Raw genomic sequence first — 17,755 nt, 5'->3', positions numbered from 1 at the left:
CCTTGGAGAATTCGCGATTTCGATATCGACGAAGGGGGGTATCAAGAGAAAGGAAACGAATGGTAGTTTGTGCCTTCAGACAATTCTCTGGAGAGATGCTTCGTGAATAATCCCGGGATCGCCGAATGGCGGATGCTCATCGACGGCAAACTTGTGTCGTCGCGGTCTGGTGCGACCTTTGACAACATCAATCCTGCCACCGATGAGATTATCGGGGTCACGGCGGACGGCACCCCTGAAGATTTTGTTGAGGCGGTTGCCGCTGCGCGTCGCGCGTTCGACGAAACAGACTGGTCGCGCGATGCGGAGTTCCGTTCGCGTTGTCTGATGCAGCTTCACGAGGCGCTGGTCCTTCACAAGGAAGAGATCCGCCCGTTGCTGGTGAAAGAGGTCGGGACATGTGTCTGGTTGACCCGTGACACGCTTTTCGACCTGCCAATCGAGCGATTGAAAGATTACGCGCGACTGGCGGTCGACTTCCCGTACGATGAAGAGCTGCCCGATGTCGATTTTCGCGGCGTGGTCAGCAAGCGCCGGATCCGGAAAGAGCCGATGGGCGTAGTCGCTGGCATTATCCCATGGAATGGGCCGTGGGGCTCCGGGCTAAGCAAGCTGGGACCGGCGCTTGCTACGGGTTGCACATTCGTACTCAAACCTTCGCCTGACGCGCCATGGATGGCGACTATTGTCGGCAAACTGGCGGCAGAAGAAACGGATATACCGCCCGGAGTATTCAACGTCGTAACAGCAGCCGACAATCTGGCAGGAGAGGTGCTGACCACTGATCCCCGTGTCGACATGATCGCGTTTACCGGATCGGCTCCTAATGGTCGCCGCATCGCATCAGTTGCGTCTGATACGTTAAAGCGAACTTTGCTCGAACTTGGCGGCAAGTCAGCCTACGTTGTCTTGGAATCGGCTAATGTCGCGGAAGAGGCTGCCGAAGCGGCCAAGTTGATCTGCAACAATGCGGGGCAGGGCTGTGTGGCACGCAGCAGGCTGTTGATACCCGAGAGCCAGTATGAGGAAGGCGTGGAGGCCGCTCGCAAAATGATGGCTGCCTTACAGTATGGTGACCCGAGCGATCCACACAATTTCATGGGGCCATTGATAAGCAAGCATCATCGCAGGCGGGTTCTGGCACATATCGACAAGGCCATCTCAGAGGGCAATCGCCTCGTCCATGGTGGCACGATTCCAGAGCATCTGCCAAAGGGCTGCTATCTCGAACCAACCCTTTTTGCCGATGTGAAGCCCGACGATACGATCGCCCAAGAAGAGATTTTCGGTCCGGTCCTTGCCGTGATTCCCTATAAGGACGAGGCCGAAGCCCTGTCGATTGCAAATAATTCGATTTACGGTCTTTCGGCAACCGTCTCCGCCGCCACCAACGAAGAGGCCTATGAATTCTCCAAACGTCTGCGGACGGGCACCGTGAGTGTCAATGGCGGTGTATGGATGCACATGGACGTTCCCTTCGGCGGATTCAAACAGAGCGGTATTGGCCGCCAGTACGGTCGCGAAGGATACGAGGAATATCTGGAAACGAAGGTAGTCGGTATCAAGACCGAGGCGCGTCCACAGAGCCTTGCCTGGGGCGAGGTCGAAGAGAAAGAAGCGACGTCTTGATCTATCCGGAAAATGAAGGGACTGAGACGCCTGCTCTTGAAGATCGAATTCGATTACTTGAGGACAAGGAAAGCATCCGGGGTGTCATTATCGCTATCGCACGCGGCGTAGATCGTTTCGATAATGTGCTGCTTGGCGATTGCATCCACCCGGATGCGGACTTGTGGATGGGTGGGGACATGCCGATTAAGGGCGCGGTATTCGTGGAAAAGCTCTCCGTTCCTTCAAATCCGCGGCCCGGTCGGATGCATGTGGTCGGAAATCACCGGATCGACGTTGACGGGGATCGTGCACTTAGCGAAAGCTACGTGATATCATGTCAGGACATCGAGGTCGACGACACAAGGTCGACCCGGTTGCGGGCAGGTCGTTACCTTGACCGGCTCCAGCGATTTGGCACGCGCTGGCGGCTGATGGAACGTATTCTGGTTGATGAATGGGCTCGATCCGATGTGCTGAAAGAAATTCCAGCACAGGGTATCAGGCTGGGGCAGCCTTCGCCCGACGACATTTCTTACGAGTGGTTCGCACGATGACAGCTACTGGTTCAGAAAAGGTCGCTCTAGTCACCGGTGCCGGTTCCGGCGGTGACAGGGTTGATGGCATCGGCGAAGCGACATGTCTGAAGCTTGCGACTAAGGGATATGTCATCGGAGTGCTCGACGTTTCGGAAGAGGCTGGAAACCGCACCTCGGACCGCATCCGCGATATCGGGGGGCAGGCCAAGGTTTTGGTCGCGGATCTGGCCGACAAACGACAGTGCCAAGCTGCCGTTGCCGAGATGCACGGGGCATTCGGCCGGATCGACGGTTTGGTCAACAATCTCGGCGTTGGCTTCGGCACGGTTGTGACCGAATTTGTCGAGGAGGATTTCGACAGGGCGTTCGCGCTCAATTGCAAGTCCGCAATCTATATGGCCCAGGCCGTGCTGCCTCACATGCGCCCGGGATCGGCAATCGTGAACGTGTCGACGACGGCCGTTGCCTATCCAACCCGCAGCTTTGCTTATAGTTCGACCAAGGCGGCCATGGAGGCCCTGACGGACCATATCGCCATGCAGTTCGGACCTGAGGGCATCCGTTGCAATACGGTTCGTCCGGGTGAAGTCTGGACGGCGATGGTCGATCGGAATTGCCCTAACGAGGCCGCGGCTCGCCGTCTTCGCGATGAGCGCGCCAGGCGATGCACATTGCCTTGGAGCGGTGATGCGGGCGATGTGGCTGATGCCATCGCCTTTCTGATCAGCCAAGATGCGCGTTGGATAACAGGGCAACTCCTGACAATTGACGGCGGCGCCCGGTTGATCAGGCCCGACCCAGAGTGGAAGTCGCATCACAGCTATTGGAAAGCTCGCCGCTAGAAAGGCCATTGGACGATTGGTGCTCGTTTGCCCTGTTCGCGCGGAGCGCGACTGCGGTCGATCAATCGAGCCACCTTCATTGGGTCATCATAGAGGTGACGTACTCTTTCGAGCAGCAACTGATCCGTTATGGTCGGGCGAATCTGCCGCCGGAGATGATCCATCCATGTCGGGCTGTGAAACCGTTCAATCCATCGACAGGGATTATTGAGATCCTGATACAGCGCCCAGCGTTGCGCTCCATTGCGTTTGCGCGCCTGGCCGATCTCCCTCATCGCCTCGGCGAAGCGTACCGCGTGTTCCGGTTTCACCCTGTACTCTAATGAAACCACGATCGGCCCGTCGTTCGGTTCCATCGATCCCTGATAATCGTCGAGCGGCCTGGTCCGAGCAGGCGTGAGATCGAGATACTCCTGTTCTATCAGACGGAATGGGATGGTGAGGATCAGGCTCACGATCATGGTCAGGCCCGACGCGAGGTATGCGATGTTCACCGACGCATTCTGGGCCACGAATCCCCATAACCAGCTACCAAATGCCATCCCTGCGAAGATGCATACTTGGTTGGTCGCGATCGCCCTGCCCACGACCCAGCGTGGCGTTAAGATCTGCACGCTGACGCCGAGTGAGGTGAGAACTGTGACCCATGCCGCGCCACAAAAGACCATGAGCGCGATTGCTAGCAGCATGTTTGTCGTGAAACTCAGCAGAATAGCGCCGGCGCCGAAGGTCAAGGTGCCAATCCGGACGATCCGTTCACGCGATTTTCCCAGCCGCGTACGAACAAGCGCGCCACCGATCGCTCCGACGCCGAATCCGCCGAGCAGGATACCAAACGTGGAAGCATCCCCATCCAGAGAATCGCGGGCATAAATGGCGGTCAGTGCCCAGATTCCGCTGCCAGCCAAACCAAAGGCACCGGCACGGACGATTATAGCGCGCAAGGATGGAGAAAGCGCGACATATCGAACTCCCGCAAGGATAGCGGACGTGACTGGTTCGGGTGGCAGGGGCGGGCGGGCGGGCACCTTGCGCCAGCGGAGGAGGGTGAAGATCAGGGCAAGGTAGGAAATAGCATTGGCTGTAAATGCGGCCGCAACACCGGCTGTGGCGACGATTATGCCACCCGCTGCGGGTCCCACGCTGCGGGCCACGTTAAATCCTGCGCTGTTCAAACTGGCAGCGCTATCGAGTTCGCCGCGCTCCACGATTTCGAGAATTGAAGCCTGCCAGGCCGGAGAATGGAGGCTGGTGCCTGCCGCAATCATGAAAGTGACGACAAGGAGCATAAGCGGCGTCATCATCGACAGGAATGTCGCAATGCTCAGGCCTGTGGCAACGATCAGCATGACCGTCTGGGCAAGCAACATCAGGCGTCGGCGATCGTAGATATCTGCCAGCGCGCCCGATGGCAGGGAAAGCAACATCATCGGAAGCGTCGTGAACGTCTGGACCAGCGCGACCATTTGCGCATCGCCGGTTAGCGAAGTCATCATCCAAGCAGCGGCAACTGTCTGTATCATTGCTCCGAGACTGGAAATCATGCTGGATACCCAGAGATTCCGAAACAGCGGAATCTGCAAAGGTGCGAACGTGGTGGAAACGGCGACCTCCTGCTGCTCTTGCGGTGCTAATTCAAACGGGGATAGGCAAGTCGGATATCTATCGTGGCATCGATCCCAACTTGCCATACTTGCGTTGTTCAGGATGTCATGCGGCGAACCCGACCGGCTCTGAATTCCGACTCTCCACGCGGCGGATCGCTTGCGACGTCGCGATGTACAGTATGCCAGCGATGGCAAAGAAAATGGACGTGATCACCAACGCCCAGCGCAAGTGATCGGCAATGCCGAAACCAGCAAGCAAATCACTGGTCAATCCCGCCAACGGTGGTCCGAAGCCGTATCCGACGATGTTCAGGGCAACAGCTAGGATAGCTCCCAGCACACCGCGCAGCTTTGCTGGCGCGATGGTCATGTAGGTCGCGAAAGTTGCGCCATAATAAGTGTAGTTCAGGATGTTGTAGGCAGCGACGAACGCAATGGCGACACGCCAATCCGACACGATGAAGGCCGTGATCGCAAATGGCGCGGCAAGTATCATGAGCAATCCTACTACGCGGGGGCTTCCCGACATGGAGACTTTTGCCAGCCTGTCGGCAACGATCCCGCCCACCACGATGCCAATCACGCCGGTGATACCCTTGGCTAACCCGATGGTGAGGCCGGCTTGCGCGATGTCCATGTCATGGAAACGAATGAAAAATGGAGCCATGAACGCCGAGAGTGATGCTTGGGCAACGACGACCGAGGCGGCTGCAAGAATAAGCAGAAGGATGGCCGGGGTTCCCATGATGATATTGAACGCTTCGCGGACGTGACTCTTTTTCTGTTTGTCCGCCTCGGCACGAATATCATCGCTGATCTTTGTTTCCGCGGCATCTTTCTGACCGCGCTTGGGCTCCGCGATCGTGAACAGAACCAAACCAGCCAAGATTAGCCCCGGCAGGCCGGCATAGACAAACACGCTGCGCCAACCATGCAGTGAAGCCAGGTAACCACCCAGAACGAAGCTGATCGCGACTCCGAGGGGTGTGCTGACATAAAAGAGCGACATTGCGAAGCCGCGTCGTTCCTTGCCGAAATAGTCAGTGATGAGAGACATCGCTGCAGGAGAGGCGCCGGATTCCGCCGCTGCCACGCCAACACGGGCCAGCGCAAGCGTCACCCAGCCGGTTGCAAGGCTGCTAGCCACCGTTAGAAAGCTCCATACCGACACCAAGGAGGCAAGAAGTCTGACCCGAACCAGACGATCAGCCAGCATGCCTAGCGGTATTCCGGCGGCGGAATAGGAGATTGCAAAGGCTGCGCCGGTCAAAAGGCCAATCTGGCCATCGGATAGTGCGAATTCTTCCTTGATTGGTTCGGCCAGGACCGAGATCAGAGTCCGGTCGATCGTGCTGAACATGTAGATCAAGGCAAGGATTCCGACGACGTAGTAGTCATACGCCGAAGGCGATTGGGCATCGTCGCCTTTCTGGACCATGGTCAATATCTTCTCCGTAACAGATAGCCCCCGTGTTCCGGGTGTTTCGACTTTCATCCTATATAGATGTAAGGGAGATAGAAGCGCATTCGCCTCGACCGCGAGTAGTTCGCATAGGCGAAATGGGGGGCATCAAGATTGCATCCCTTTGCTTATTATCACATCGACGATGACGTGATGAGGAACCCTCCCGAAGATCCCATGCAGTGGCATGACGCCGAAGGCGTCATGGCGGTTGCGCGACAAAGTCTGCACGAAGCGGTATGGCGATATCTCCAGACTGGCATGGCCGAAAGCGAAACCGGCGCGATGAACGAGCGTGCATGGTCGGAGTTGCGGTTAATTCCTCGCGTGCCATTCGGTTCGGAACGTGCGCTTCCGGCTATCGGATGCCGATTGTCGGGATGTGACGTGGCGGGGCCCTTGATCGTCGCGCCGACCGGGCGGGCGACGCGATTTCATCCTGATGGGGAATTGGCTGTTCTTCGGGCGGGGAGGAGTCGTAACCTGTTAGTCGCATTGCCGAGCAGTGTCGCACATGCATTGGAGCCATTGCATGCTGCCTGCCCCGATGCGAAGTGGTGGCAACAACTCTATTGCAGTGACGACCGTGCCTATCTTCGGGACATTTGCCAGACCGCGAAAGCTTTAGGCTGTCGGGCGATGGTGCTGACGGTCGATTTGCGGGAGCCAGCCGATACCTCTCACATGCCGACGGCCCCCATTGCATCGTGGGAGGCGGGAATCGAGAAGCGGGCGATCCCGGTGCGCTTGAGAGCCGATTTCAAGGATATCGAATGGTTCACCGAGGCGGCTGGACTTCCGGTGATCGTTAAGGGTGTCATGCATCCCGAAGATGTCAGGCATTGCGCTGAAATTGGTGTCAAAGGGGTCGTGGTTTCCAACCATGGTGGCATGCTGAGGGATGCGGCCGCGACAGCGCAGGTGCTTGGAGCGTGTGTCGGGGAGGCAGGCGGCAGACTGGAGGTTTTCGTCGATGGGGCCATTCGCAATGGTCGCACCTTACTCAAGGCGCAAGCCTTGGGCGCAAGCGGTGTATTGGTCGGGCGGATCTTTTCAGCGAGTCTGGCTGCTGCCGGAGAAGATGGAGTGGCGAGGTCGATGGACATGTTTCTTGGCGAACTGCGGCATTCGCTTCTGGATGTGGGTAAGAATGGCCTTGATGAATTGGGGACCGATTGCCTCTTTCAGTCGATGGTGAATGGCGGGTTCTTGGCATGATGAAAAACATTGTGGTGACAGGCGGCATGGGCGCGTTGGGTCGGGCGATCGTCTCGGAGCTGGGCAAGTCGGCGCGCGTTATTGCCGTGGACCTGGGATGCAGTGGCGAGGTTGAGGGGGCCGCTAGGGTTTTTGGTGGCGTGGAATTGACCGACCGCTCAGTGGTGGAGGGTGTCATTGCCGAAATCGCAGAGGCCTTCGGTGAACTCGATGGGGTCGTAAATTCCGCAGGTGGTTTTTACTGGCAGACGCTTGCCAACGGGGATACTGAGATGTGGGAGCGCATGTTTCAGATGAACCTTCTGTCAGCGCTGACCACGCTGAAAGCGGCCTATCCTTTCTTGCGCAAACCTGGCGCATCCATTGTCAACGTCGGGGCGGCCGCGAGTATCGAAGCGAAAGCTGGAATGGGTGCCTATGTTGCCAGCAAGACTGGCGTGAGGGCGTTGACCGAGGCCTTATCGGACGAATGGATGGGGGAGGGTATCCGCGTTAATGCTATCCTTCCGACCATTCTTGACACGCCGAGCAACCGCAGCGCGATGCCAAATGCGAAACCCGATCAGTGGGTGGCGACGACTGACGCCGCCAAAGTGATCTCGTTTCTCGTATCCGATGCCGCGGCTGCAGTCACCGGCGCAGCCATTAAACTGGCGATGCCGCAAGGCATACCATCTGCCGACGCGGATAAAAGTTGAAGCATGGAGAACCTGCAGGAATGGCTTGGGCGTACCGAGACGGTAAGGGATGTTTTGCAGCCATCTCTGGTCGACAGGTTCGTGGCGACGCTGCCCGGTTTTGATAGCTTGCCCTCTGGCAGGATCACGAAAGACGGCGATCCTGCGCCGCGCCTAATTCATTTTTGCCTGTCCATCGATCCTGCTCCTCAGGATCGGCTGGATGTTGACGGACATCCACTGCGGGGAGGATTTCTGCCACCCGTACCGCTGCCCCGCCGTATGTGGGCGGCCAGTGAGATCGAATTCCATGCCAATATCCTCATTGGCTCCGCGGTCGATCGGCATTCGCGCATCGCGGCCATCGAGCAAAAGGAAGGCAGGAACGGAACGCTGTGTTTTGTGACGGTAGAGCACCTGATTTACTCCGATGCTCGTCTCTGCATCGAAGACCGCCAGACTATTGTCTACCGCGAAGCTACAAAACCGGAGCAGAACCGACATTTTTCGGAACCGAAGGCGGAACAAGCGCGCGGGTCTATTAAAGTAATCGCACCGTCAACGCCGCTTCTCTTCAGATACTCTGCGTTGACCTTCAACAGCCACCGTATCCACTATGATCGGGACTATGCGACGCAAGCCGAAGGTTATCCGGGGCTGGTGGTGCAAGGTCCGTTGCAAGCAACCCTTCTCTATTACCATTGCGCGGATGCCGCTGGCGGACGACTGCCAGATCGATACCGCTTTCGCGGAGTCGCACCTCTGTGCGCACCCGATCCATTTGAATTACGTGCGGAGCCTATTGAATGCGGTGAGATGCATTCATGTACGGTGAGCGCCGATGGCGCTACCGCAATGAAGGCGGTCGCAAGCTGGCGCTGACCGATCTTCTGTCACCGACAGTTGATGGTGCGACATAAAGCTCATAAAGATGCTCTGGGCGTGATGGAACGACAGATCGAGAAACTGCCTGACGAAACTGTGGGCATGATATTGAGGTGCGGGCAGATGGTCCCAGGCAAAAATTGGAAACCCGGCGGACGTGGAAGTTTGCGTTCGCTCCTGTTCGTGCCGGCTGATCGCCCCGAACGATTTGAAAAGGCGGCGTAGTCGGTGCATTTGCTGCCAATCTGGGGGCTGGGGTCCTAACTCTTGATGGTAAGATGATTGATCGACCACATCTGCTCTTGGCGCAGCGCGTCCTTTGGGGGCAAGCGAATGCATCTGATTAGAGTTGCCGAGGCTAGCTGTGAGAAGCTCTATTTCGCGCTAATCGGTTGTGACGGAGAAGGTTATGAAAGGCCTGGTGCCCGTGAAGCGGGTGATCGATTACAACGTGAAGCCGCGTGTGAAGGCGGACGGTACGGGTGTCGATCTCGCGAACGTGAAGATGAGCATGAACCCGTTCGACGAAATCGCCGTCGAAGAGGCGATCCGGTTGAAGGAATCGGGTGCGGTCACGGAAATCATCGCGATCTCCGTCGGCCCGGCCAAGGCGCAGGAAACGCTGCGCACCGCGCTGGCCATGGGCGCCGACAGCGCGATCCTGGTTGAAACCGATGACGAAGTCGAACCGCTCGCCGTCGCCAAGATCCTGAAGGCCGCAGCCGCCGAAGTGCAGCCCGGTCTCATCATCCTTGGCAAGCAGGCGATCGACGACGATTCGAACCAGACCGGCCAGATGCTCGCCGCGCTGATGAACCTGCCGCAGGGCACCTTCGCCAGCAAGGTCGTCGTCGAAGGCGATAGCGTGACCGTCACGCGCGAAGTCGACGGCGGTCTCGAAACGGTGAAGCTCTCGCTTCCCGCCATCGTCACCACCGACCTGCGCCTGAACGAGCCGCGCTATGCTTCGCTGCCCAACATCATGAAGGCGAAGAAGAAGCCGCTCGATGTGAAGACGCCCGCCGATTACGGCGTCGATATCACTCCGCGCATCAAGACGCTGAAGGTCGCCGAACCGCCGGTCCGTCAGGCCGGGATCAAGGTCGCCGATGTCGACGAACTGGTCGCCAAGCTCAAGAACATGGGAGTCGCGTGATGAAGACGCTCGTCTGGGTCGAACACGACAACAGCGCCATGGCCGACGCGACGCTGGCGGCGGTCACCGCCGCGGGCAAGCTCGGCGAAGTCCACCTGCTGGTCGCAGGGTCCGGCTGCCGCGCGGTGGCCGAACAGGCTGCGCAGATCGCGGGCGTGGGCAAGGTTCATCTTGCCGACAACGCCGCCTATGCCAACGCGCTGGCCGAAAACGTCGCGCCGCTGATCGTCGAACTCATGGGTCACCATGACGCGTTCATCGCGCCCGCCACTTCGCACGGCAAGAACATCGCGCCGCGCGTCGCAGCCCTGCTCGACGTCATGCAGATCAGCGATATCCTGTCGGTCGAAGGCGAGAAGACCTTCACCCGCCCGACTTATGCCGGCAACGCCATCGCCACGGTCGAAAGCACCGATGCCAAGCTCGTCGTCACCGTGCGCGGCACCGCCTTCGACAAGGCGGAAACGACCGGCGGCTCGGCCACGATCGAAGACGTGAGCGGTGCGGGCGATGCCGGCTTGTCCAGCTTCGTCGGCGCGGAAATCGCCAAGAACGAGCGTCCGGAACTGACCAGCGCGAAGGTCATCGTGTCGGGCGGCCGCGCGCTGAAGGACAGCGAGACCTTCCAGCAGGTCATCATGCCGCTGGCCGACAAGCTGGGCGCGGGCGTGGGCGCATCGCGCGCCGCTGTCGATGCAGGCTACGTTCCCAACGACTACCAGGTCGGCCAGACCGGCAAGATCGTCGCACCCGAAGTGTACATCGCCATCGGCATCTCCGGCGCGATCCAGCACCTTGCCGGCATGAAGGACAGCAAGACCATCATCGCCATCAACAAGGACGAGGACGCCCCGATCTTCCAGGTCGCTGACATCGGCCTCGTCGGCGATCTGTTCAAGATCGTCCCGGAGCTGACCGAAAAGCTCTGATCCGGGCGCTAGTCGAAACAGAATGGGGCGGTGCCGCAAGGTGCCGTCCATCATCTGCGCCTAGCTACTTCCATGAATTGTTTAAGCCGTCCCGTGTCGACAGCAGCCAAAAACTGCACTGCACTGTCGACCTGATCGTCATGCTTGGCCTGCGGGAATGCGAGCAATTCATCCTCGAACGCCTTCAGCCATGGCGCATCCGTCGGAAGCTAAAACTCGCCGCGCTCGAATTTCGGCGACTGTTGCGATGCCCGATCCTGCTTGGATCCTGCTGGCAGGAGAGGTTGAAGCCAGAGACTGTGCGGTTTGTTTCGGATGTTCTGAGCGACGCTCTGTCCCGAGCCGGCATTTTCAACGATCACCAGATCGGCCTTCCACTCCTCGCGCAGACGATAGATCGCTTTTTCAAGGTCGGGGAACTCGAGCCGCTGGCGAAACACATCGAGCAGGTAGCAGCGCTTGCCTGACAGTGCCCATGTCGTGCACGCCGAATAGTCGTTGGTCTCGTCTGTCGAATAGGCCGTGTCCCAGCTCTGGAAGATGCCTTCCACCTGATGCCGTTCGGGCGGCTTGTCGTAGCGCTGGAGCCATTGCGCCTTGAACAGTGCGCCTCCCGGGGGAAGGGGGCGCTGGTTGTACTGCGCTTCGAAATCGCGTTCGCCCATTTCCGATCGTAGGGAGGCAATGTTGTCCTCGCTGAAACGGGCTGGATGAAAAATTTCGCCGGTCTCGTACCGGGATGTTCCGACCTTGGATACCGGGATCATCTGGTCACGCCATGCGACCAGCGGGAGGCAGAGCTCATGCCAACCACCGGATGCCAGCAGGTGACCGGGCAGGTCCTCCATGTGCAGGCGCTGCGCCACAACGATGATCTTGTCGGTCTTGGGATTGTTGAGGCGGCTGATTGCTGTACCCGAGAACCAGTTGATCGCGGCTTCGCGCACGGTTTCGGAATGGGCGTCCTTGGCCTTGATCGGGTCGTCGATTGCCGAAACTCGTCATCGCTCAACCAAAGAAATATCATAAATCCGCCTTGCGTCAGATCAAGGGTTATGATCCATTGGTCAGATACCGACCTGGTATTGTCGTTGCCAATGGACCTCTAGTTTCATGAGGCCAGGTCTTGCATCCACACGTGGAGGCAGGACCGTGCGCAACTAACCGCCACTCCTTCTCCACCAACGAGGCGGGGAAGGTTATGGTTGAAGTCCCATCCAATTTATTTGAGCTTTCGGCGGGTACGGGCACGGTTCCCGTAATCCATTCGGACCCGCGCAATGCCATTTGGGAGACCGATCATGGCGCGCGGTGATCGCCGCCTGCCCGACCGGCTTAAGGGGCAGTTACAGCGCAAGTCGACCGAACGACGTTCGCGAAACACGAAGGCCACACAGCTAGAGGCAGTCAAGTATCGGCACGGCAGGAATGACCTCCAACCGGACATGAGAACGGTGATGCGGCCGATCGCAGCGCTAAAACCGGCTCCGCATCGAACACGCAAGACCGCCCCCGAGCAAGTGCACGCGGTCATGCGGTCGGTACAGGAATTCGGCATCGTCCTGCCGATCCTGATCGACGGAAACGATGCGATCGTTGCCGGAAACGTCCTGTGGGAAGCAGCAAAACAGCTTGGCATCGAGACGATCGAATGCAGAGTTGTCGATCACCTCGAGCCAATCGAGCTCGAAGCCCTGTCCCTTGCTCTCAACCGTCTGGGTGAAACGGGTACCTGGGACCTCGACATCCTGCGCGAACGGATGATCGAAATCCGCTCAGCCGGTATCGAACTGCTCAGCACCGGGTTCACCGTGCCGCTGATCGACCAGATCATCATCAATCCGGATCCCGTCGAGCCCTCCGAGGAAGGCGACGAAGAGGCGGAAACCGACGATGCGCCGCCTGTCACCCAACTCGGGGACCTGTACCACCTCGGCGAGCACCGTTTGCTGTGCGGTGATGCGCTGGACGAGTCTTCCTATCGCAACGTCCTGAATGGTCGCGAAGCCCAAGCAGTGTTTAGTGATCCGCCGTACAACTGCAAAATTGAAGGATTTGTCAGTGGGTTAGGGAAGCACAAGCACTTGAATTTCCAAATGGCCGTCGGCGAGATGGAGGATGGCGAATTCTTCACCTTCCTTACCACCTACCTCGGCCATTGTCGAACGGTGACCAGTGAGGGGGCGATCATATTCGCCTGCATGGACTTTCGCCAGATAGACCTGCTGCTCATGGCTGGTCGGAATGTCGGCCTGACCCGCAACAACGTGGCGATATGGACCAAGGGCTCGGGAGGAATGACCGGGAGCATCTACCGCTCCCAGTATGAAAACATCGCCGTGTTCTGCAACGGCAAGAAACCCGCCACGAACAACGTCGAACTGGGCCGGCATGGCCGTGATCGCACGAATTCCTGGAGCTATCCTGGCGCCAACCGCAAGGGCTCGTCGGCGGCCAGCGCGCTGGCCGATCATCCGACGCCCAAACCGGTCGAGCTCGTCGAAGACGCACTGCTCGATGTCACCAATCCGGGTGACCTGGTGCTCGACCCGTTCATGGGTTCGGGCACCACAATGATCGCCGCCGAACGAAGCGGCCGTCTCGCCTGCGGCATCGAGCTCGATCCGATTTACGTCGACCGATCGATCCGGCGCTGGGAGGCGGTGACGGGGAAGGACGCAATCCATGTCCAGTCGGGGATGACGTTTGCCGAACTCGCAGAAGCGCGGCTGATCGATCTGCATGAGGACGAGGAACTGAGGCCCGAATGATCGGCGCCCATAACCAGGGGGAAATGATCATGACTGATGAGGATGATAAGGAGCCGTCGAAGTGGGGGAAGGGGAAGACCGATCCCGCCACGCATTGGAAGAAGGGTTGTCCTTCGCCTAATCCCAAGGGACGGCCCAAGGGCTCGAAGAACCAGAAGACCCTGTACAAGGAGGCCTTTGAAAAGAAGATTACCGTCAACATCGACGGCGTTCCAAAGACCATGCCAAAAAAGGAGGTGACCTACCATCAGCTCGCGAACAAGGCGGCGGCAGGTGATCCAAAGGCGACGGACAAGCAGCTCGAACTCGATGCAAAATTCGATCCGGTAGAAGAGATACCGCCAACGGCGGAAGAGTCCGCGGCCGACTTCGAGACTCTTGCAGAGTGGATTGCGCTGCGCGAGAAGTTCCAGGTCTTTGCCACGAAGCCTGATGATCCAGCCGGGAATGGGCAGGGTTCCGCCGGAAAATGACCGACGCACTGGAACTCCGTCGCCTCGTTGATGGGCTATGTCGAAAACACTTCGGTGCCTTTGCGCAGCGCGCGTTTTCTGTGCTCGAACCGGGTCGAATCGAACCGGCAATGCACATTCACATTATCTGCCGCCTGCTCGAGAAGGTTTTTCAGGGCGACGTGCGTCGCGGGCTTGTGTGCATCCCGCCACGCTACCTCAAGACCTACCTGATCTCGATTGCCTATACCGCCTGGACATTGGGCCAAAATCCGAAGGCGCGGATCATCTGTGCCTCCAATGGGGCCCAGCTCGCCGAAAAATTCAGCTCCGATACGCTCCGGTTGATGCGGTCGGCCTGGTATCGTCGTGTTTTTCCCAACACCTATCTCGATCCCAAGAAGCAGAGCAAGGTCGAGATCGGTACGACGGCGGGCGGCTATCGTTTCGCCACATCGGTTGACGCCACGCTTACCGGGCGGGGCGCTGATCTCATAATCATCGATGATCCCTTGAAGGCGAACGAGGCGCATTCACCGACAGCACGCCAGAACAGTATCGATTGGTTTAATTCGACGGTTCACACCCGGTTCGACCATCCCAAGAAGGGCAGGATCATTGTCGTTGCCCAGCGCCTCCATGCCGAGGACCTTCCCGGGCACCTGATGGAAGTTGGCGGATGGGAAGAGCTGATCATGCCCGCGATCAATCCGACGAAACAGGTTTATGACATTGTTGCCGGCGGATGGAAGGCTCGGTTTGATGCTGGTCGAATTCTCCAGCCATCGCGCCATGACGAAAACGACCTTGCCCAGCTGAAAAAGCAGATGGGCGAGCATGATTTCGAGGCGCAGTTCAACCAGAGACCGGTTCCGCCAGGCGGCGCGACCTTCAAGGAGGTCTGGATCAAGCGATACCAAACACAGCCAAAGCCGTCGCAGACCGAGGCCATAATCCAGAGCTGGGATACGGCCTACGAGGGCGATGAGGACAACGCCTTCACAGTCTGCACGACCTGGGCGAAATGTCCTGACGGTTACTTCCTGCTTGATGTGTGGCGGGAACGGCCTGGTTTCCCGGCGCTGGTCAAGGCTGTGAAAGACCTCAAGGCGAAGTGGAAGGCTAAACTCGTCGTCGTCGAAAAGAAGGCTAGTGGCATCAGCCTTCTCGAAACGGTCCGCGAGATAGAGGGACACAAATGGCTGGTTTCGATCACCCCCTCAAAGGGGAAAGTTGAACGGGCGCAACAGAGCGTCAAGTTCGAGCAGGGTCAGATCTGGCTGCCAACCCAAGCGGCCTGGCTCGCCGCATACGAGGCAGAACTGTTCCAGTTCCCGCAATGCAAGTTCAACGATCAGGTCGATTCCACGGTCCAGCTACTCGCGGCGTCGGACTACGCACAGTTTCACACGCTCCTGAAAAATCTGTGATGGTTGGTGCGTGGACCTGCAGCATTCCAATACCTTTCGATCAATCATTGTATCGCCTTGATTGACAGACCTGCGTGGCGCCCTGAATTGCGACTACGGCTGCAATATCACCGGGTCTCCGCCAGGGTTCCGATCAGGACCAAGATAGAGGGTGTGCACGTTATCATCGGCGATCATGGCTTGCGGCGTCCCTTCGAACACGATCATACCCATGTGCAGGACATAGGCTCGGTCAATCAGGTCGATCATGGCATGCACGTTCTGATCGGAAACCAGAATGCCCACACCTCGTCCGCGCAGCTCGCGGATCACCTTCATGATGCTGATGACGGTTAGCGGATCGATGCCGGCGAACGGCTCGTCGAAAAGCATAATGGAAGGAGATTCGGCCATGGCGCGCGCTACTTCACAGCGGCGTCGTTCACCGCCAGAAAGGCGCATCGCCGGCGTGTCGCGGACATAGTCGATGTCAAATGCCGACAGCAATTCCTCGAGCTGCTGCTTGCGACGCGCTTCGTCAGGTTCATGAAGTTCGAGGACAGCCGCGATGTTCTGTGCCGTTGTCATGCCTCGGAAGATCGAGGTCTCCTGTGACAGGAAGCTCAGGCCGAGGGGTGCGCGTCGGTCGATGGTCAGGTCGGTGATGTCTTTACCGTCCAGGAGAATCCGCCCCGAATCGAGGTGGGTCAGACCCATGATCGCTTCGAAGCACAATGTCTTGCCCGCTCCGTCACGCCCAAAGAGCCCGACGATTTCGCCAGGATGAACCTGCAGCGAGACATCGCGCAACACGCATCGCGAACCGAAATGTTTGGATAGAGATTGGACTTCCAGTCCTCTGATGATCCCGCCGGTCACTGACAGATTGACCAAAAAAGGCCTTCATCCGTGGCGTGAAGGTATCCAGGCGGAGCTTGGACCGATGTCATGGCGCAGTCGTTGATTCGGTTTGGCGGGAGACGCTGGCGCCGAAATGTTCCGCTCGCTGCCTGTCCACTTCCAGCCCCGTCGTGAACTGGCCGTCGCGCAATAGGGCCAATAGCGCCTGCGCTGACAGTCCGCCACGTAGCTTGAAGCCGTCGAGCGATGCACCTTGTCGCTGCGCCGCCTCGGCCATTGGCTGGGACAAGAGGTCCTGCCTCCCAGCAAGAGTGTCGGTACCACGCGCGAGGATGTTGGAAACCGACCATCCCGTCTCCGTGCGGCCAAGGATCGAGAGAGTCAGGTAATCCCGTTCCTTGTCGTCGTACTTCCAGTGATCGAAGCTCACCGCGAGGTATTCGTTCTCCAGACCTTCAATTGGGAGCACGCCCAGCACCTGGGGGTTTCCCGACGAGTTCTGCAGATCGTCTGCGCGCACCTCGAAACGACCATCGGCCAGGCGTACGAAGCGCATGCCGTATGAACGGTAGAAATGCGTGTTGGACTGGCCTTGCGCGTGTTCGCCTTCCAGCCCGGGGGGAGAAATCCACTCTGCGCCGGGCAGGCTCGGCTGATCGAGTTGCAAGTGCAGCGACGGCCCACCGCTGGGGAAGAGATCCTCCCTTTCTTCCGGTGGCGGAGGATTGGGCAGGAAGAGCCGTGAAGGCGCGACGTGCAGTGTGGCCAAAAAAGCGGGATCGGCGAACAGCGAGGGGATCGCCAGACCATCCAACTTGCCCTTGATGTGCGTTTTGTCGGAATCGCGGGCGTCGATCGTCAGTTCATAGCGGTCGGCAATGTCCTGCATCCAGGCCAGGTTCGGCCCGGTGGAGGCATCCTGGGCGACTGCTTCGATGCCGTAGTCCTGCCACGTACCCAAATCCCTATGTTCGAGTAGGCCGTACAAGACCGTGTCATCGTCGTAATCCGTGATCTTGACGTAGACGCCCGGCACGGACGTGCGGACGAGACGAAAGGTCTTACCACCCGAATTCTCTGCGTCATCGCCGATCATGCCACCGTCCTCGCCGGTCCTGAACTCTATCAACCCCGGGCCAGACCCGGTGTCTTCCAGCGGGAGGACCCAATAGCGACCGGGAAGCCCGGCCGGCTGTACGAGTTCGCCAACCGGTATGTCGGGGCGCGCGCTCATCCAGCAACCAGTCAGCATCAGCGCAAGCACACAGCCAATCCAACGGCGCATGACCAAGCCTCCAATGTCGTGTCCCGAGCCGAATCCCGACAGACTTTAATATTC

Annotated in this window: 16 protein-coding genes; 11 read left to right on the top strand and 5 right to left on the bottom strand. The window is 58.6% G+C overall.

Going from position 1 to position 17,755, the window contains the following annotated elements; genetic code table 11:
- Window positions 1–102: 102 nt before the first annotated feature.
- The 3 genes from EKN06_RS05670 to EKN06_RS05660 are packed head-to-tail and all read left to right on the top strand — an operon-like array spanning window position 103 to window position 2,989.
- On the top strand, window positions 103–1,629 hold the full coding sequence (locus EKN06_RS05670; protein ID WP_205693810.1) for an aldehyde dehydrogenase family protein: 1,527 nt from the start codon (window positions 103–105) through the stop codon (window positions 1,627–1,629).
- Window positions 1,626–2,165: a nuclear transport factor 2 family protein gene (locus tag EKN06_RS05665; protein WP_164843946.1), complete on the top strand. Its 540-nt coding sequence runs from the start codon at window positions 1,626–1,628 to the stop codon at window positions 2,163–2,165. Before EKN06_RS05670 ends, EKN06_RS05665 begins: the two co-directional genes overlap by 4 nt.
- Window positions 2,150–2,989 (top strand): SDR family NAD(P)-dependent oxidoreductase, encoded by an 840-nt coding sequence (locus EKN06_RS05660; RefSeq protein WP_164843945.1) that lies wholly within the window; start codon window positions 2,150–2,152, stop codon window positions 2,987–2,989. Before EKN06_RS05665 ends, EKN06_RS05660 begins: the two co-directional genes overlap by 16 nt.
- Here EKN06_RS05660 and EKN06_RS05655 read toward each other — a convergent pair.
- Both EKN06_RS05655 and EKN06_RS05650 read right to left on the bottom strand, forming a co-directional pair.
- Window positions 2,986–4,680 (bottom strand): MFS transporter, encoded by a 1,695-nt coding sequence (locus tag EKN06_RS05655; RefSeq protein WP_127611830.1) that lies wholly within the window; start codon window positions 4,678–4,680, stop codon window positions 2,986–2,988. The genes EKN06_RS05660 and EKN06_RS05655 overlap by 4 nt on opposite strands.
- A 19-nt stretch (window positions 4,681–4,699) precedes the next feature.
- Complete coding sequence (locus EKN06_RS05650) at window positions 4,700–6,034, bottom strand: MFS transporter (protein WP_240654634.1); 1,335 nt, start codon at window positions 6,032–6,034, stop codon at window positions 4,700–4,702.
- A gap of 201 nt (window positions 6,035–6,235) precedes the next feature.
- Here EKN06_RS05650 and EKN06_RS05645 point away from each other — a divergent pair, with 201 nt between their 5' ends.
- The 5 genes from EKN06_RS05645 to EKN06_RS05625 all read left to right on the top strand — a co-directional run bounded on the left by EKN06_RS05645 (window position 6,236) and on the right by EKN06_RS05625 (window position 10,923).
- Window positions 6,236–7,276, top strand: a complete 1,041-nt coding sequence (locus EKN06_RS05645; protein ID WP_164843942.1) for an alpha-hydroxy acid oxidase — start codon at window positions 6,236–6,238, stop codon at window positions 7,274–7,276.
- Window positions 7,273–7,974 carry an SDR family NAD(P)-dependent oxidoreductase gene (locus EKN06_RS05640; RefSeq protein WP_127611827.1) on the top strand — a complete coding sequence of 234 codons (702 nt, stop codon included), beginning with the start codon at window positions 7,273–7,275 and terminating at the stop codon, window positions 7,972–7,974. Before EKN06_RS05645 ends, EKN06_RS05640 begins: the two co-directional genes overlap by 4 nt.
- Before the next feature lie 3 nt (window positions 7,975–7,977).
- Window positions 7,978–8,835, top strand: coding sequence for an HTD2 family dehydratase (locus EKN06_RS05635; protein ID WP_127611826.1), 858 nt, complete (start codon window positions 7,978–7,980; stop codon window positions 8,833–8,835).
- 412 nt (window positions 8,836–9,247) lie between these two features.
- Window positions 9,248–9,994 (top strand): electron transfer flavoprotein subunit beta/FixA family protein, encoded by a 747-nt coding sequence (locus EKN06_RS05630; protein ID WP_127611825.1) that lies wholly within the window; start codon window positions 9,248–9,250, stop codon window positions 9,992–9,994.
- Window positions 9,994–10,923 (top strand): electron transfer flavoprotein subunit alpha/FixB family protein, encoded by a 930-nt coding sequence (locus EKN06_RS05625; RefSeq protein WP_127611824.1) that lies wholly within the window; start codon window positions 9,994–9,996, stop codon window positions 10,921–10,923. The genes EKN06_RS05630 and EKN06_RS05625 overlap by 1 nt, the downstream gene beginning before the upstream one ends.
- Before the next feature lie 209 nt (window positions 10,924–11,132).
- On the opposite strand, the gene EKN06_RS05620 is transcribed toward EKN06_RS05625, so the two are convergent.
- Window positions 11,133–11,870: a phage terminase large subunit family protein gene (locus tag EKN06_RS05620; protein ID WP_127611823.1), complete on the bottom strand. Its 738-nt coding sequence runs from the start codon at window positions 11,868–11,870 to the stop codon at window positions 11,133–11,135.
- Between the two features lie 354 nt (window positions 11,871–12,224).
- Here EKN06_RS05620 and EKN06_RS05615 point away from each other — a divergent pair, with 354 nt between their 5' ends.
- Genes EKN06_RS05615 through terL form a run of 3 tightly spaced genes read left to right on the top strand, consistent with a single transcriptional unit; the run spans window position 12,225 to window position 15,576 of the window.
- Entirely contained in the window at window positions 12,225–13,694 is a 1,470-nt protein-coding gene (locus EKN06_RS05615; protein WP_127611822.1) for a site-specific DNA-methyltransferase, read from the top strand.
- Window positions 13,691–14,167 carry a DUF5681 domain-containing protein gene (locus EKN06_RS05610; RefSeq protein WP_127611821.1) on the top strand — a complete coding sequence of 159 codons (477 nt, stop codon included), beginning with the start codon at window positions 13,691–13,693 and terminating at the stop codon, window positions 14,165–14,167. The genes EKN06_RS05615 and EKN06_RS05610 overlap by 4 nt, the downstream gene beginning before the upstream one ends.
- The gene (terL, locus tag EKN06_RS05605; protein ID WP_127611820.1) at window positions 14,164–15,576 is read left to right on the top strand and encodes a phage terminase large subunit; all 1,413 of its coding nucleotides are present in this window, start codon (window positions 14,164–14,166) and stop codon (window positions 15,574–15,576) included. The genes EKN06_RS05610 and terL overlap by 4 nt, the downstream gene beginning before the upstream one ends.
- A gap of 93 nt (window positions 15,577–15,669) precedes the next feature.
- On the opposite strand, the gene lptB is transcribed toward terL, so the two are convergent.
- Together lptB and EKN06_RS05595 are read right to left on the bottom strand one after the other, a co-directional pair.
- Entirely contained in the window at window positions 15,670–16,434 is a 765-nt protein-coding gene (lptB, locus tag EKN06_RS05600) for an LPS export ABC transporter ATP-binding protein (RefSeq protein ID WP_276317268.1), read from the bottom strand.
- Between the two features lie 67 nt (window positions 16,435–16,501).
- The gene (locus tag EKN06_RS05595) at window positions 16,502–17,650 is read right to left on the bottom strand and encodes a hypothetical protein (RefSeq protein ID WP_127611818.1); all 1,149 of its coding nucleotides are present in this window, start codon (window positions 17,648–17,650) and stop codon (window positions 16,502–16,504) included.
- Window positions 17,651–17,755: the final 105 nt, after the last annotated feature.

This window comes from Croceicoccus ponticola, assembly GCF_004004515.1.
Lineage (GTDB): Bacteria > Pseudomonadota > Alphaproteobacteria > Sphingomonadales > Sphingomonadaceae > Croceicoccus > Croceicoccus ponticola.
The sequence above is the reverse complement of the archived record's forward strand: the minus strand, read 5'-3'. Positions and strand labels throughout refer to the sequence as shown.

Bases quoted from the DNA above. Each gene is read 5' to 3' on its own strand.
- EKN06_RS05655 (WP_127611830.1), bottom strand. From the start codon at position 4,680: ATGGCAAGTTGGGATCGATGCCACGATAGATATCCGACTTGCCTATCC.
- EKN06_RS05650 (WP_240654634.1), bottom strand. From the start codon at position 6,034: ATGGTCCAGAAAGGCGACGATGCCCAATCGCCTTCGGCGTATGACTAC.
- EKN06_RS05645 (WP_164843942.1), top strand. From the start codon at position 6,236: ATGCAGTGGCATGACGCCGAAGGCGTCATGGCGGTTGCGCGACAAAGT.
- EKN06_RS05640 (WP_127611827.1), top strand. From the start codon at position 7,273: ATGATGAAAAACATTGTGGTGACAGGCGGCATGGGCGCGTTGGGTCGG.
- EKN06_RS05635 (WP_127611826.1), top strand. From the start codon at position 7,978: ATGGAGAACCTGCAGGAATGGCTTGGGCGTACCGAGACGGTAAGGGAT.
- EKN06_RS05630 (WP_127611825.1), top strand. From the start codon at position 9,248: ATGAAAGGCCTGGTGCCCGTGAAGCGGGTGATCGATTACAACGTGAAG.
- EKN06_RS05625 (WP_127611824.1), top strand. From the start codon at position 9,994: ATGAAGACGCTCGTCTGGGTCGAACACGACAACAGCGCCATGGCCGAC.
- EKN06_RS05615 (WP_127611822.1), top strand. From the start codon at position 12,225: ATGGCGCGCGGTGATCGCCGCCTGCCCGACCGGCTTAAGGGGCAGTTA.
- EKN06_RS05610 (WP_127611821.1), top strand. From the start codon at position 13,691: ATGATCGGCGCCCATAACCAGGGGGAAATGATCATGACTGATGAGGAT.
- terL (WP_127611820.1), top strand. From the start codon at position 14,164: ATGACCGACGCACTGGAACTCCGTCGCCTCGTTGATGGGCTATGTCGA.
- EKN06_RS05595 (WP_127611818.1), bottom strand. From the start codon at position 17,650: ATGAGCGCGCGCCCCGACATACCGGTTGGCGAACTCGTACAGCCGGCC.